This window comes from Aestuariivirga sp. (assembly GCF_044238155.1).
GTDB lineage: Bacteria > Pseudomonadota > Alphaproteobacteria > Rhizobiales > Aestuariivirgaceae > Aestuariivirga.
This window is the reverse complement of the sequence record NZ_JBIIDX010000085.1, coordinates 1-15,100: the sequence shown is the minus strand read 5'-3', so window position 1 is coordinate 15,100 and position 15,100 is coordinate 1. Positions and strand designations below refer to the sequence as shown.

Here is a 15,100-nt window from a genome sequence, read left to right as displayed (position 1 = left end):
ACCCATTTGAGGCCGTGGCTGGCTATCTCCCAGCCAGCCTCCTTCATGGCCTCGACCTGGTCGGGAGAGCGCATGAGCGCGTGCGCCACTCCATAAATGGTGAGCGGCACCTGGCGAGCCGTGAACAGGCGCCACAGGCGCCAGAAGCCGGCCCTGGCGCCATATTCATAGATGGATTCCATGTTCCAGTGGCGCATGCCAGGCCACGGCTGGGCGCCGATGATCTCGGACAGGAACGCCTCCGACGCGGCATCGCCATGCAGGATGTTGTTCTCGCCCCCCTCCTCGTAGTTGAGCACGAACTGCACGGCCACGAAGGCGCCACCGGGCCATTTGGGATCGGGAATGGCACGGCCGTAGCCCTTCATGTCACGCGGATAGCCTGTCATCACCGTTCACAGCCCCAAGCCCAGCTCCGGCACCCGGCTTCACCGGCCACGCACCGTTCGCATCAGCTTTACATGCTTCCCCATGAGTATTGCAACGATCCCCGGGCCGGTGCTTCCTCTAATCGTGAAAATCACTTGCAAAGCAAAGATCAGCCCCTGCACTTTCAGCAATGACGAGACGGCCATTGGGCAGATCATTTTCTTCCACCTTGCGGTGGATGTCATGGGCCGGCAAGTTGTAGCGCTGCCAGCGCTCGATCAGGCGCTGACGGAGCGTGTCGATAGTGGCTTCCACCATCACCGTGATGTGAAATAGCGGCCGCAGCGAGGCCCAGGGCTCCTGACGGAGCAACAGGTAATTGCCCTCGACAATGACCACGCGCACATGGCGCGGAATCAGGCGGGCACCCGCCCGGGCAATCTCGATGTCGCGGTCAAAGACGGGCACGGCCACGTCCTCCTCGTTATTGGCCTTGAGCCGCGTGAGCATGTGATGGAGCCCACCGACATCAAACGTGTCGGGTGCGCCCTTGCGGGCCCGCCTGCCCAGCGCATCGAGCAGCCTGTCATCATAATGGAAGCCATCCATGGGCAGCACGGCGGCAGTTCCTGCTGCCATGGCGTTCAGCCTGCCCTCGAGCTGAGCGGCGATCGTTGATTTGCCGGAACCCGGCGCACCGGCGATACCGGCGATGCACCGTGCGTCAGCAACGGTTGACAGCAAGTGAACCAACCCGTCCAGATCAGTCTTCCGTGCCACCATGGATGAAAGTCCTCCACCGCTCACTTGAACAGCATCAGGCTGACAGCAATTGCCGCCATGCCTATGACCATGCCGTAAACCGTTTCGTGACCCTGCGCATAGCGCTTTGCAGTTGGAAGAAGCTCATCAAGCGCAAGAAACACCATCGCACCTGCAATCGCCCCAAACACCCAGGCGAAGACTGCAGGCGTCAGGAACGGCGCCAGAAGCAGATAGCCAATCAAGGCGCCGACCGGCTCGGCCAGCGCCGACAGACAAGTAGCCACAATGGCCGTCCGCCGGCTGCCAGTGGCATAATAGATGGGGATGGCGATCGAAACGCCCTCCGGTATGTTGTGAACGGCGATTGCCGCCGCAAGCGAAATGCCCACTGCCGGATTGTCGAGTGTGGCGAGAAAGGTCGCCAGTCCCTCTGGCAGGTTGTGCGCCGTGATGGCCAGGGCCGCCAGCACCCCGACCCGCCGGATGTGATGACTGTCCGTCGCGGCCGAAGACATCAGGGCGTGCGGATTAGGGATGAGTCGATCGATCATAGCGAGCATCAGCACGCCGGAAAAGAAGGCCAGAGTGGCATAGACGTAAGCTGTTCGCGCCGTGACCCCGCCAGCAAAACCGGCTTCCGCCTTCCAGAAGATTTCCACGAGCGAGATATAGACCATGGCTCCGCCGGCAAAGGCCAGCCCAAAGGCCAACAGCCGGGGGCTGGGCTGCTTTGTGACCAGGACCGACAGGCTACCGAGCACGGTCGATAGAGCGGCTGCAATGCAAACGCCCATCGCCATCAGGACCGTGGAATCAACAGACCAGGACATGACTCACTTGATTCGTTGGCGGCTGGCGAGATGTAATGCAATGATCATAGCCATGGTCTTTCCGCGAATGGTTCCCGTGATATGCCTTCACCAGCACAATTTCATTTCTCTTTCAATGCACCGCAAGGGTCAGGCAAGGGCCTGCCCGCTGGGCCTGTGAGGCCGCAAACCCGGCCATAGGACGCCGCTGACATTCGGCTTCGAACCGATCAGCCATGATTCTGCCTGCCCGGCTGCTCAGCCATCACCCGCGCTCCGGTCCCGAGGCCATCGAAAAGGAATTGCCCGCACTCCGAGGAAAACCAGGAGGAGGCGGGTCAGGAAAGCGCCAATCAGCGTCACAATCGTGGCCGTGCCGATCTCTTCAGGCATCAGCATGCTGGGGCGGCTGAGCAGAAACAGAGAAAGACCAAGACCCCAAAGCAAGGGAACTTCAGCGTAGAAGTCGTCTTTCAAGCTACCAACCTTGCCGGATTGACGAACCATGTCCCGGAGGATCCCTCCCCCTGCTGCCGTCAGCATTGCCGAAATCGGCCCCCATAGCCAGAGTGGGTCAGCGCCTACGGAAAGCGCCACTGCAAAACCCGATACGGTGAAGGCAGCAAGGCCAGCCGCATCGCAGATCTGCTGAACGCCTTTCATCGAGAACATGCTTGCAGCCCGGGTAACGGCCGGCTGCTGTTGCCTGCTCCGCACGAACAGTTGCCAGAGGCTCAAGATGACGAAGCCGGACAAGACAGTTGCACCAACGAGCATCAGATAAAGCGGGTCGGAGATCACGGCCATCGGATGCCTGTTGAAGAGAAGATCTCTCAGGGCGCCACCGCCAACGGCTGGCAGGGCTGAAAGAACCAATGCACCGAAAACGCTGAAATTCTCGCGATAGGCGATCAATACGCCAGATACTGCGAAAGCCACCGTACCAATGATGCTCAGTATAACGAATAATTCACTGGCAAGAGCATAATTGATGACGACAGAAAAGATCGTCGTATGCAGTCGTTTGGTAAGCTGGCCACTCTCCTCAAGCGATGCAATAGCATCATTGATGCGCTCAAGTGTTTTCGCCGGGACAGTCTTCTTGCTCAGTATGAAATGTACGCCTGAGGTTCCAGGCAACAGAACCTCCGCAATCTGAGAGCCGTAGCCTTCCGCCAATGCCGTAGCGGCCACCCCGAGCCTGTCGGCCACAAATCCATCGATGTCTCCCCTGACAAGATTTCGCAGATTATCCTCATCACTATGCGCATGGACGACCCTGCCGGACCCGACTGCACGCTCGATGCTGCGGTTCAACTCCGGGTCTTCGAAGAGTCGACCCTCAATGGCGCCAATCCGGAAGTCCCGGTCATCGGACAGGAGACTGAGAATGTTGCTTGCACGATAACGTTCCTCGTCCCCGGCCCTCACAAACAGCGAGATCCGCGCCCAGCGATAGGGAGCGGAATAGTGGAACCGATCATCACCATCCGCGGGCTTGAATGCCCCCAGCGCAATATCCGCCCTACCCTCGATAAGGTCTGCGAGTTGCCCTGACCATGCCTGTTTGCGGAGATGGGCTTCCATGCCCGCCAGCCGAAGTGCATCAGCAAGGATGCCAACATCAAGCCCTTGTGGCCCCTCAAGCTGGCCCTCCGCCAACCACTGGAAGGGCCTCGCCTCAATCCAGCCACCACGAAGGCTATCCGCGGATACCTGCCTGTCCGGATGATCCGGCTGCAAGGCCGCTGGATCCATGTGAAGCGTTTCGGAAGTCTGCGCCCAAGCGCCAAGATTGGGCTGAATCGACTGGAGGATGAGGATCAAGAGTCCAGCACAAGCAAGACACAACAGCGCCCTCGCAGCAAACTTCATTCCCTTGGCCCCACAGATAGCAAGTTGAAGACATCGCCCGGGAAAACAGCGCTGTCATCATCTTCTCCAAAGTCGCCACACAATTGCATGCGTCAGACAAGATTGCGACAACAAGTTTTTTGACCTGAAACACCATTGACCCTCCAGGATCCGGCGCCAGTAGAGACCCTTAGCAATGCGCTGGCGGCCACGGCATATCCTGCCAGCCAACCAGAGGTGACGCGGCAGGAACCAAGGGGTATCCTATCGACGCCTTCCGATCGCGCGCCGCCGCCAAATCCGCATTCAGCCTTAAGGCCAGATTGAGGTGATGACTTCAAACATCCGGGGTCGAAGGCAATATACCTCTTGCCTCAAGTGGTCTCATCAGAAACGGAAAGTGAAGAGTCCGCGCTCTTCATAGACCTGCGCGGCCTCCTCGACGAACTCCGCCATAAGATGGGCTTGATGAGACTGGCGCAGCATGAGCGCTGCGTCGATCAGCTGCTGCTTCGATCGCGCCCGGCCCGGACGCAGCAATTCATAGACCTGCATGATGACATCCTGCGGCACGTTTACCAGTTCCGCTGCCCGCGCGAAGTTGCGGGCCAGCGCAGGCCGGCCAGCATCGCGCGCAATCTCGCCCTGGGCGAGGAGAGCTCCGGGCGTGATGCGCAGGTCCTCCATCGTGATACGGCCATCGAGTACTGCATCAAGCGTGACGTCAGACAGCCGCTTGCCACGCGGGCCTTCAACGGCCTGGGGCTGCGTTTCGGCCAGCGGATAGTCAGCACGCGTACGGCTCATGGCCGCCCTCCCTTGAACGTCACCTCGACCCATTCAGGCGGTGCGCCCTCCTCAGTGAGCGTGGTTTCGATTGCGTAGACCATGGCGACGCGGGCGTGATAGCGCGATCCCATTGCCTCGCCCCGCTGCGGAACCACAACCGGCTCCGGCATCTCGCCCAGGGCATAGGCTGCAGCATTGGCGCCGAGCCCCCGATAATGTGCAAGACTGGTGATGGGTGCGTTGGAGAAAAGTTCAAGATTATTGTGCGGCAGCCTGTCCTTCTGGTGGATCACGGCCGTGCCCTTGGCCTGGATGCCGATGCCAATGCCCGATCCTGCAAGGCGCGCTGCCGAAAGACCAAGGAAGGATGTGTCGGCGGTATGCCGGAACCTCACGATACGGGGGGTAAGCCCTCGCGCGAGGATGGCATTTGTCAATTCGCGGAGCACGTCTGAAAGCCTGTGCCCGGCCATGGTCTGGAACAATCTGCGGCCAAAGGCCGGGCTGATGCCGATGACGACATCCGCCTGGTCGGTGGACGCTCCCGCCGCTCCCAGGCTGCGGTAAACAATCCGCGCAACCTCTTCTCGTTCATGCAAGGCTTCGGAGCGCAGTACCTCCTTCTGGTCCAGCAGGTCCCGGATGCCATTCAGTTCGAGCCGCCGTTCCTCTGACACGCGGTAACCGGATCCGGGCCCCAGATAATCATTGGGATCATTCACCGCGCTGACGATCCGCCCGTTGCGGATCATGGCTGAGGTCTGGAGGTAATCGCCTGAAAGCCTGAGCTTCACCATGTTGAGCAAATTCTCCGCCTCAGCACGAAAGCCGCGCAATGCCAGCGCCTTGATGACATCAACCACGGTGATCCCACTATCCTTGATTGCTGCACTGATAAAAGCGACGTCGCGCGGCGTGTAGCTTTCGGTGTCATCAGAGCCCGACGCCACCGCGACAGAGCGCTTCATCGCCTCAGTGGGATCGGCCAGCCCCAACTCAGCGAAGACGGCCGAGAGCGCATCAATGGCACGGCGGCGCAGGTCGAGCGCCTTTTCTTCGGGAAGCGGCGTCAACCCGCCATCCGCCTCAAAATCACGCTGCAGTACCAAATAGTCTTCAAGTTCCTCGCCATTCAAAAGCGAAGGATTGAAGGAATTGTCATACTTGAGGACTGATCCGAAGCCAGAGCAGATCAGGTCAGAGCCGGCCACCAGATAGGGCATGATCTTGGCGCCGACACGGATTTCCGATTCAGTGGCACGCGCATCGTTGCCACTGGCACATTCGAGGTCGAGCCACACCGCGATCAGATTTTCCGCCATCAACTCCCGGAAGCCGCCAGGCACGGTGGCGGTCAGCGGTGCGCCATCTATGCCGCCGTTTTGCGTGCCCTGAACGCCCATCCCACGCTGCAGGCAGAGGCAGCGCGCTTCGAGATAGAGCAGCGATTTCGACTCGTGGAAGCCCATCAGCAGTTCGGCGCCAGCACCGCTCGTACAGCGCATCTTGATCCCGCGCGAGGCATAGGCGGCAGCAAGGAACGCCTTGGACCACGGCGTATCGTCGCCATCGGTAAAGCTCTTCTCCGTGCCATAGACGGAGACTGTCTCTGCATAGGAGGTGAAGCCTGCCATGCCGATCCGCAATTCCTCCGCTTCCTCACTGGAGCATTGGAACAGCGTGCCCCAGCGGCCGACAGCGGCGCCCACCGCGCATGCCAGCGCATTGGACCAGGCATTGCGCGACACGCGCATGGTCGTCTCGATCTCGTCGAAGCCGAAGGCCACCGCAGTCGCCGCGTCTGCTGCAAGCTGCAGCGGATCGTCCTTGGCATTGGTCACATGAGCCTGGTTTCCAGGCGTCTTGCGCGCCCGCATCTTGGAATAGGCAAAGGCGATCTCGAGCGCTGAAAGCTGCGAGACGCATTGCGCCAGCTTGGCCGGCGTCATGCCATGGGCAAGCCGCACCAGATGCTCGCGCGGCACATTCATGTCGACCAGCATGCGCGCAACGAAGCTCGAATCCAGCGCCATGGCCTCAGGCGCAACGCTGAGGTCGATATGGTGACGCGCAATGAATCGGTCGATCATGTCAAAGTCACGCTCGAGGACGCCATCGAGAGAAATCACGCGTCCATTGGCGATGCCGATCCCAGGCTGCGGATCATTGGGGCTTGTGAAGGCGGAAAAACCGTTGGCAGGGTCCTCGGCTGCAAACTTGTCGAGCCGCAACGGCCGCTCGTCCCAGTCTGCATAGCGCTTCCAGCGATTGACGTTCATCATGCACTCCTGCCGGACGGAAAGACGTTACCATTGGATACGCCTACGATGAAAGGCCCTCAGCACGCCCTCGTCAATCTGGAAGATCATCCAAGTCCCGTGGCGGACTTATGTTGCAAGACGGCGACCTGGCGGCATTCCCGAATTCCACACCAATCTCAAGTGCCGAGATCCCGATCTGATCTCACCCTTCGCCTCGCCCACGGCAGCACTGACGCGGATCTTCGGTGTTGAGTGCGTCACGGCAATGCGCAATGCCGTACATCAGCTGCGACAACCTGAGCTAGGCGTGCGGGAGAGCCCGCGGACTGATAGAGGCCAGCGCACGCTGGCTGATGTGGTCAAGCCGCGTGCCACAAGGCACCCTTCAAGTCGGATCACCTCAGTGGGGGAAGCTCAAGTTGCAGAACAGATACATCAATGCCTATTGCACTTTCTTCATCAATACACAGACCGCAATCTGAGCAGCGCCGTGTTCCTGAACGCACATTTCCAAGGTATCATCTGACAATAGAGTTCCAATAAAATTGGTATCATCATCAACCATCAATATTGTCTTCTGATCTGCGCGTATTACGCCGAGCAGGGACTCCTTATTGCCGTTCAAACCCCATGAACCAGTGAAGCCTGAGCCCTCTTGTCTTGCTATCACCATGCGACGCTCGGCACCAGTGGCATTCTTGGGTTTGCTCTCATCTTGGGTAAGCTCTAAATCTCCCACCCGATAACCACCGGACACGATTCCCTCCCAAGTTCCCGTAAGAGATGGAATGTTCTGAGCCAGACTAGCTGATTGGGACAATGACAAGGTTACAATGCCAAAGACGCCAAAGAACTTGAGCGACTTCATAATCTTAATTTCCTTTTCTGCTAGAAATAATGTTCAGAAGATAGACGATAAGCGTTATCGTATCATTGAAAATTAATTGTCAAGCAATACGGAGCCCCCGAGCTTTCGGGATTCAGTACTGACCTCGCCCAGAGGTCTGCACTTCCATGTTCCAGCCCAGCTTTAGACCGGTATATCATCGTTGGCAGTTGTATTCGGCTTGATCAATCTTGTCACTCCAGAGCTATTCGTGCCGGACGCTTCCATGCCAGAGCAGATGTGTGCATTCTACTCGCTCATATGTTCTTCTCAGCCGTCTGTCCCACTGGAGGCACTATTCTTGATTTTTGGGAATGAGCCATGCTCCCAGCTACACCGCACCACAAACCGATCTCGACGAAACCGCCAGCATGCAATAGTATCTCAACTTATCCAGCACAAATGTCGGTCAGGCCGCGCTCGTTAGAAGGACAGTCAAATGCAACCTGAGTCAAAAGAAGGTTTTATAATGACAGGTATCCGCATCATTGTTCTTACCCTGCTTGTATCCTCTTTTGCCCTGCCCAGCATCACGCTGGCAGATGGCAATGCGCCAGATTTCGGTAATTGTGATCCGACCGGTGAAACGGGCAGCATTTCTCTCAGCACGGTTGAACCCGACACGCTGATCGTGGCGACTGTCCTTCCCAGCAACAGCTTGTGGAACGGCTCGTCAGCGGAGGATACCAGAGACGGCTTCGAATACTGTATTGCTGCTGAAATTGCCCAGCGTGCCGCTTTGAAACATCTGAAGGTCATGAACCTGGCCTGGGACCAGTTCATCAACGGTTCGGCCACAGGCTATGACATCGGCATGGCTTCCACCAGCGAGACCGAAAAACGCCGCGAGATATTCGATTTCTCACAGCCCTACTTCTCAGCCAACCTTGGGATCGCGATCAAGGTAGGCAATGACGTGAATGCGGAAAACCTGCGCGACAGGCGGATCGGCGTCCTGAAGGGCAACCTGGGCGCTGACTGGGTGATTAACAAGCTAAAGCCCAATACTGAGGTTTCACAATATCAATCTGGTCCCGAGATGATGGATGCGCTAAAGGCTGGTCAGATTGACGCGGTGATGACTGATGTAACACTTCTCTTGCCCGACGTCGCGCGCGCAAAAGGCGAGCTCGACGTGGTGGGACAGTACGAGACCAACTGGGGCATCAACGTAATCACGCCGAAGGGCTCGCCAAACACACCCGCTGTGGATGAAGCCATAGACGCCATGAAGAAGGATGGCACTCTGGCGAAACTTTCAGCAACCTATCTGCCGCCACTCCTCGGCAGGGATCCCTCCTCGATCCCCGTCTGGTTACTCAACTGATTGCCAAGATATCGGACACCGATCTGTCCCGGCTCAGCCCTGTACCGCCAAGCCCCCGCTTGTTGGTCGCTGCAGGATTGAGCGACAACGCTACTCCGCAAGCAATGGACCTGGTCAATCTCCAGATCCGGTTACTGCCCCCGACATGTTGTGCTTCTCGGACTTCACCAATGTCGCGATGAGGCAAGGGTTTGGTTACCTGGCTTTGGTCATAGATAGCTCTCCCCAGCGGATCGTCGAATGGAGAACCACTTGGACTGAGCACCCACGCTTCGCGTTCGACGCTCCTGAGCAAAGCCCGACAAAGGAAATCTGATACTGAGTGACAGGCTCGTGCAGCACCCGGACTGCGGCTTTAAATGGACATTGAACAAGGTAGCAAACGATCGGTCGACATGGCCGCAGGGCCGTTGGCTGACAGCGTCGGGGTCAGCTGTGACAAATTCTGACTAGAACCTTCAAAGACCTTTGATACGTTGATGTCATTCACAGCCGCAGGCCATGGTGCTCCCTCAAGGCGGTTGAGTTTGCCATCCTTGAATGCGTAGATCGGTTGAAAAACCGAAGGCTCATTGGGTCCATCGGAAGTATTCGGCCCGCTGAAGTCGAAGAACACTGCTACGACATGATGGGGCAATCCGATCTGGCAGCATGACTCAAATGAAACTCCCTTCGGTAAATCCGGGACGGTTCTTGCCGGCAGGTCCGGCCAGCATGTCATGTCTCTTCAGCACGATTTCAGACCTTCAACTTGTGCCGGCTTTTGCGATTTTTGGGGGGAATTACAACCTCGTCACAACCCAATAGAACCATGAAATCGGATGTCTTGCCTGATCGTAGATATCTGTAAGTCGCCAACAGATCAGATATTCTCTCGAAGCCTTCATTGCTGCCTACAATGATGACTGCTGTCGCAAAAATTCCAAGGGTGAGACATCATGTGAGTTGAACTGTAAGTGCTGGACCACTCCGCCGGAGCCGCAGGATCAAGTCACTCAACCGAATACTTAACCAAACACTTTGAGCAGTATGTGGTCAGCCTGGTCAGAGGTTTCGAGTGCCTTGCGCGCTGGTGATGCAATCAAGATCCCGATGGTACGTAGAAATACGCAGCTATGCGGCGCCTATGGTGGCAACTCAAGTCAGTTAACCAATTTGTAAACGCTTGATACTGTAATCTGCGATCGTTTTCGCTCGGCCTAGCCATCCCTAGCTGGCTGCCCGTGGGCGCAAATGGCGGATGGTTGGATGGATCGCAAAACAGGGAACGACGGATCCACTTCTATCGGAAGCGGAAAGTATCTCAACTTCCGCCTTGGGCAAGAGGCTTTCAGCATACCTGTTCTGAAGGTCCGCGAGATCATCCGTTTGCGACCCATCACGCCGGTGCCTCGCATGCCGAGTTGCATCAAGGGAGTCATCAATCTAAGGGGCAAGATCGTCGCAGTGATGGATCTGCGGAAGAGACTCGAGTTTCCCCCGATCGAGTATGACGAACACGCTTGCATCGTCATACTGCAGAGCCAGGAAGGCGAAAGCTTCGGACTCATCGTCGACTGCGTCGAGGACGTGACCTACATCAGACCGGAAGACGTCGAAACCCCACCCAGTCTTCGCCTTGACGTCAATGCAGAGTTCGTTGCGGGCCTAGCCAAAGCAAAGGATGGCGTCAAAATCATCCTGAACGCCCACCGCCTGCTCGACTTCACCTCCATCCAGCAGCTTCTTGAAAACCCCTCCTAAATCTTCTTCCTCCCTCCAACCAAGAGAATGCCAGAGCACAGCCATGAACATTCCACGCCAAATTTCTTTCGGCTTCAGCTTGATCACGGTCTTGTTGCTTCTGTTGTCAGCTTTTGCCCTATTCGTAGTCAACGGGTTCATGAAGAACCTCAACCAAATCGCCGACAACACTGTTCCTAGCCTAATCGTCATCTCAGATATTCGGGTCAGCCTGCGTGACCTCGAAGGGGATATCGCAGAGTATATCACCGCAACGCCATCACGGCAGATGGAAATCGACACCGCCATACGCGGAACTTACGGCGTCATAGCAGATCGCGCGGCCTCCTATGAGAAACTGATTTCGGACGAAAAGGATAGAGAACTGTTCGAGAGTGCCATGAGTGCGGTGAATTCCAGCCGCATCGAGTATGAAAAGCTGACTAAACTCGTCCGGTCAGTCGAAACGCTCGACCACATAGACGCGATTGATCACCTGACATCAAAAGTGCTGCCAGCATTCAGGAAGTCAATTAAACTTCTGGAGGAGGATATTGCCCATAATCTCTCTCTGTCGTCGGAGGCCTCGGCTGAGAGTAATACTTTCGCGCGTATCGGTTGGATTGGTGTTTTGGTTGCTGCAATCGGTTCCGTACTGATCGCGCTGATGTTGGGCATCGTGCTCACCCGGCGCGTCTCTTGGGCCCTTGGCTCAGTTGCCCAGCAACTTCGGCAGGCTGCCGTGAATACGGCAGCAGGCGCAGAGCAGATGGGCAACATAAGTTCAGAGTTGGCTCACCGGGCCAATGAGCAGGCGGCGTCCGTGGAAGAGACGAGCGCCTCGCTCGAAGAAATGTCAAGCATGACACGCTCAACTGCCGCGAATGCAGGAAAGGCATCCGCTCTCTCCTCAACGACCAAGTCAGTTACTGCGGGCAGTCAACAAACCGTTCAGGAGATGCTAACCGCAATGGCGGCCATCGAGGCATCAAGCGTCGAAGTGTCAAAAATCGTCAAGCGTATTGACGAGATTGCCTTTCAAACCAACATCCTTGCACTGAATGCTGCCGTTGAGGCCGCGCGAGCGGGAGAGGCCGGGGCTGGCTTCGCGGTCGTGGCCGATGAGGTGAGAGCCTTGGCCCAGCGTAGCGCGGTAGCTGCCAAGGAAACCGCCGAGAAGATCGACGCTGCAATCGCAAACAGCCGGCGTGGTTCAGAGAATTGTGCAAAGGTCGCCGACTCTTTGAATGCCATCCTGGGAAGGGTGGTCGAGACCGACCTTCTGGTAGCTGAAATTGCATCTGCCGCTGACGATCAGTCAAAGGGTATCGAGCAAATCAATGTTGCCATCGGACAGTTGGATCAGGTGACGCAAGCCAATGCTGCAAGCTCCCAGCAATCTGCTACAACAGCTGAGGAACTGCGTGCACAGACCGGGGCACTGAATACTGTTGTCGACGCATTGGTAAATCTTGTCGGAGGTAAAGTGTCAGAGGATAGGCCTGACACAAATTCCTCTCCAAGCCGCCCACCAGTGGTATCATCGAACTCCTCTCCGGAGCCGCAGGGTAGCTTTATCTGACCTCCACTCAGACCAGCTACTAGGAATGCGAGGAGGAGATGGATAAGAGGCTTGCTGATTTCGAGGCCCGGTGCACGTCCGCCCGGCAGTCGCCTCCCGATCTGTCAAACGTAATGGCTCGGATTTATGCGACGCTCGCCATGACGCCGAGCGCTGCGTTCGTGGCGACCAACGAACGGGTCATTGCACTGATGACCATCGAAGCGGCAACCACGGAGCCCCAGTATCACAACAGGTATCACGTGCAAGATGTCGTCGAGGCGGCCGCGTTGCTTCTGTCTACAGCTGCTGACGACATGATACCACCGCACGACCGACATGCACTTCTGACTGCAGCTCTTGCGCACGATCTCCTGCACGACGGACAGGCTTTCCTCTCGGAACCAGAGCTGGAGTGGCGATCCGCCAGAAACTTGGTCAGCATAGGGCGTGCCTGCGGTTTGCCCGAAGGTACGCTCCGACTTATGGAGACACTGATCGTGTCCACCTTTCCTCCCCTGCAGATGTCACTCCGGGCCAACATGCAAGCAACCGATGTAGTTGAGCCTGCGAGCTTGTTGAAGCTTCTTTTGGGGGAAGCGGATGTTCTGGCCAGTCTTACACCCCGGCTCGGTGTCAGACTTTCCAAATGCCTGGAGGAGGAGTGGACTGCCGCAGGAATTCATTTCTCCCCGTCGCCCTCAAGTCTGGACGGACGGCGGCAGTTCCTGTCTGCATATCGGCAGTTGAGCGCCGCTGCAATTGAACTGGGCGTCGGTCGGATGATCGCAGAACAGCTCGGCTTCCACGCAGGTGATCGCTCATGACACCCGTCGGCACTCCTCGATGGAAAGACCTTGCGCCGCTGCTTGAGACGATCTCGCTCGAACTCGCACTTGCAACGCCCGGTACCAGTGCCGGCGCAGCGGACACGGCCGGCCTCATGTCTGAGCTGCTGGAGCGTATCTCAGCGAGTGATCGGCCTGATCTGGTTAGTCTGAGTGAGGGTGTTTTACCGATGGTCATCGACCTTCGGAGTAGCGCGGCAGGCTGGCATGATCGGCACATCAGCGCCTTCTCAGCCTTTTTGACGAAGCTCGAGTCCGCTCTGCATGATGCCCCCTCGGCACAGGACAATCCCCGGATCAAGGAGCCGAGCGTCGGCCTTCTCGAAACGGCAACGCAAGAAGATGAGCCGATACTGATTGATGACAAGGTAGATCACGAGTTTCTCCGCGAGTTCTGCAATGAAGGCCGCGATCTGCTGCAGAACATCGAAAGTGGTGTTCTCGTTCTCGAACAGTCTCCGGCGCATCGTGAGACGCTGAATTCGATATTTCGCGCCTTTCATACGTTCAAAGGTGGTGCCGGATTCCTTGGTCTGACGCCAGTAAAGCGGCTTGCCCACGAGCTCGAGTCACTGCTTGATGCCATTCGGCAGGGAAAGCTGCCCGCCAACCGTGACAGTATTGATCTCATTCTGGCAGGTGGAGATTGCCTTGGAAAGTTCGTCGATGCCATTACTCGCGAACTGGATGTATTGTCTGGAAAGCCGATTTTCATTCCGACAGAGTGGTTGCTGAACCGCGTGACAGCACGGCTCTCTGGCGATGGGAGTGTTCTTGGGTCCCTCGATACGGCTCCAGCCGTATCCGCGAGATTCGTTCCTCCCGTTGCGCAGCAGCTAGCGGTTGTTGCCAAGGCACCTTCACGCGGCATCGAGACCCCGGCTCCAACGTCAATACTTCAGGCACCACAGGCTTCAGCCGAAGTGCCACATGGCGGTGCAGATATTGGTGAAGCCAACGCATCAATCCGCATTGGCCTTGAAAAGCTTGATACGCTGGTTGATCTTGTGGCCGAGTTGGTCATCGCCCAGTCAATGGTGATTGAGAATCCTTCACTGGATAAAGATGGTAATGATGAACTCTCTCGGGGCATTCTTGTCCTGCAGAGGATAACCAAGGAGCTTCAGCACAACGCTATGTCGCTTCGCATGGTGCCGGTACGTGGTGCCTTTCAGAAGATGCAGCGGCTCGTGCGCGATCTTGCAGGTAAACAGGGAAAGGTGATCCACCTCAAGTCAAGCGGCGAGGAAACTGAGATAGACAGGAACATCGTCGCGCAGTTGCAAGATCCACTCATTCATATGGTGCGCAATGCCTGTGACCACGGCATTGAAACACCTGAAGAGCGCATCGCTTCAGGCAAGCCTTCCCATGGCACCATAAATCTATCTGCCTTTCATCAAGGGGGCGGTATCATCATCCAGATTGCAGACGATGGACGAGGCCTCGATCCAGAAAAGCTTCGGCGCAAGGCGATCGACCGGGGAGTCATCCCGGCTGATGCAGAACTCAGCCGTGAAGATGCTTTCCAACTAATCTTTGAGCCTGGCTTTTCGACGGCCGAAGCCATCACCGACCTTTCCGGTCGCGGCGTTGGAATGGACGTTGTGCGCGGCAACATCAGCAGGCTGCGGGGTCGGATCGAGATCAATTCAGTTGTGGGTGCCGGAACGACCTTCACGATCTACCTGCCACTTACCTTAGCAATCATCCAGGGGATGATTATCTGCGTTGGTGGAGAACGCTTCATCATCCCGACGCTTGCGGTACGGGAATTCTTCCGCCCGGAACCAGACATGATATCCCCTGTTCTTGGGCGTGGACGTGTCATAAATCGCAGAGGGCGCCTTCTTCCAGTTCTCCATCTGGGGAATTATCTGGGCATTTCTTCGGATTATTCCGATCCATC

The 15,100-nt window shown here is 57.0% G+C and carries 12 protein-coding genes and 1 pseudogene; 6 read left to right on the top strand and 7 right to left on the bottom strand.

What is annotated here, in order from left to right; all coding sequences use genetic code 11:
- The 7 genes from ACILRN_RS10235 to ACILRN_RS10205 form a co-directional block, all read right to left on the bottom strand.
- On the bottom strand, positions 1–389 hold a 389-nt coding region (locus ACILRN_RS10235; protein ID WP_395687955.1), incomplete at its 3' end, for a polysaccharide deacetylase family protein.
- 118 nt (positions 390–507) lie between these two features.
- Positions 508–1,152 (bottom strand): nucleoside/nucleotide kinase family protein, encoded by a 645-nt coding sequence (locus ACILRN_RS10230; RefSeq protein ID WP_395687953.1) that lies wholly within the window; start codon positions 1,150–1,152, stop codon positions 508–510.
- A gap of 20 nt (positions 1,153–1,172) precedes the next feature.
- Complete coding sequence (zupT, locus tag ACILRN_RS10225) at positions 1,173–1,964, bottom strand: zinc transporter ZupT (RefSeq protein ID WP_395687951.1); 792 nt, start codon at positions 1,962–1,964, stop codon at positions 1,173–1,175.
- A 237-nt stretch (positions 1,965–2,201) separates the two neighbouring features.
- Entirely contained in the window at positions 2,202–3,770 is a 1,569-nt protein-coding gene (locus ACILRN_RS10220) for a TRIC cation channel family protein (RefSeq protein WP_395687949.1), read from the bottom strand.
- Between the two features lie 414 nt (positions 3,771–4,184).
- A complete protein-coding gene (locus ACILRN_RS10215; protein ID WP_395687947.1) occupies positions 4,185–4,604 on the bottom strand; it encodes a diol dehydratase small subunit in 420 nt (139 codons plus the stop codon).
- Positions 4,601–6,868, bottom strand: coding sequence for a propanediol/glycerol family dehydratase large subunit (locus tag ACILRN_RS10210; protein WP_395687945.1), 2,268 nt, complete (start codon positions 6,866–6,868; stop codon positions 4,601–4,603). The genes ACILRN_RS10215 and ACILRN_RS10210 overlap by 4 nt, the downstream gene beginning before the upstream one ends.
- Positions 6,869–7,289: 421 nt before the next feature.
- On the bottom strand, positions 7,290–7,715 hold the full coding sequence (locus ACILRN_RS10205; RefSeq protein ID WP_395687943.1) for a hypothetical protein: 426 nt from the start codon (positions 7,713–7,715) through the stop codon (positions 7,290–7,292).
- A gap of 487 nt (positions 7,716–8,202) precedes the next feature.
- Between ACILRN_RS10205 and ACILRN_RS10200 the strand changes: the two genes are divergently transcribed.
- The 6 genes and pseudogenes from ACILRN_RS10200 to ACILRN_RS10175 form a co-directional block, all read left to right on the top strand.
- On the top strand, positions 8,203–9,060 hold the full coding sequence (locus ACILRN_RS10200) for an ABC transporter substrate-binding protein (RefSeq protein WP_395687941.1): 858 nt from the start codon (positions 8,203–8,205) through the stop codon (positions 9,058–9,060).
- Between the two features lie 1,248 nt (positions 9,061–10,308).
- Positions 10,309–10,803: a chemotaxis protein CheW gene (locus ACILRN_RS10195; protein WP_395687939.1), complete on the top strand. Its 495-nt coding sequence runs from the start codon at positions 10,309–10,311 to the stop codon at positions 10,801–10,803.
- Between the two features lie 43 nt (positions 10,804–10,846).
- A complete protein-coding gene (locus tag ACILRN_RS10190) occupies positions 10,847–12,364 on the top strand; it encodes a methyl-accepting chemotaxis protein (protein WP_395687937.1) in 1,518 nt (505 codons plus the stop codon).
- A 38-nt stretch (positions 12,365–12,402) separates the two neighbouring features.
- Entirely contained in the window at positions 12,403–13,170 is a 768-nt protein-coding gene (locus ACILRN_RS10185; protein ID WP_395687935.1) for a hypothetical protein, read from the top strand.
- A pseudogene (locus tag ACILRN_RS10180) lies at positions 13,167–13,769 on the top strand (Hpt domain-containing protein); the annotation flags it as partial. The gene ACILRN_RS10185 and the pseudogene ACILRN_RS10180, both read left to right, overlap by 4 nt.
- Before the next feature lie 345 nt (positions 13,770–14,114).
- The coding region (locus tag ACILRN_RS10175; RefSeq protein ID WP_395687958.1) for a chemotaxis protein CheA at positions 14,115–15,100 on the top strand (986 nt) is incomplete at its 3' end.

Coding starts and splice junctions, on each gene's coding strand:
- ACILRN_RS10230 (WP_395687953.1), bottom strand. CDS start 1,152: ATGGTGGCACGGAAGACTGATCTGGACGGGTTGGTTCACTTGCTGTCA.
- zupT (WP_395687951.1), bottom strand. CDS start 1,964: ATGTCCTGGTCTGTTGATTCCACGGTCCTGATGGCGATGGGCGTTTGC.
- ACILRN_RS10215 (WP_395687947.1), bottom strand. CDS start 4,604: ATGAGCCGTACGCGTGCTGACTATCCGCTGGCCGAAACGCAGCCCCAG.
- ACILRN_RS10210 (WP_395687945.1), bottom strand. CDS start 6,868: ATGATGAACGTCAATCGCTGGAAGCGCTATGCAGACTGGGACGAGCGG.
- ACILRN_RS10205 (WP_395687943.1), bottom strand. CDS start 7,715: ATGAAGTCGCTCAAGTTCTTTGGCGTCTTTGGCATTGTAACCTTGTCA.
- ACILRN_RS10200 (WP_395687941.1), top strand. CDS start 8,203: ATGACAGGTATCCGCATCATTGTTCTTACCCTGCTTGTATCCTCTTTT.
- ACILRN_RS10195 (WP_395687939.1), top strand. CDS start 10,309: ATGGATCGCAAAACAGGGAACGACGGATCCACTTCTATCGGAAGCGGA.
- ACILRN_RS10190 (WP_395687937.1), top strand. CDS start 10,847: ATGAACATTCCACGCCAAATTTCTTTCGGCTTCAGCTTGATCACGGTC.
- ACILRN_RS10185 (WP_395687935.1), top strand. CDS start 12,403: ATGGATAAGAGGCTTGCTGATTTCGAGGCCCGGTGCACGTCCGCCCGG.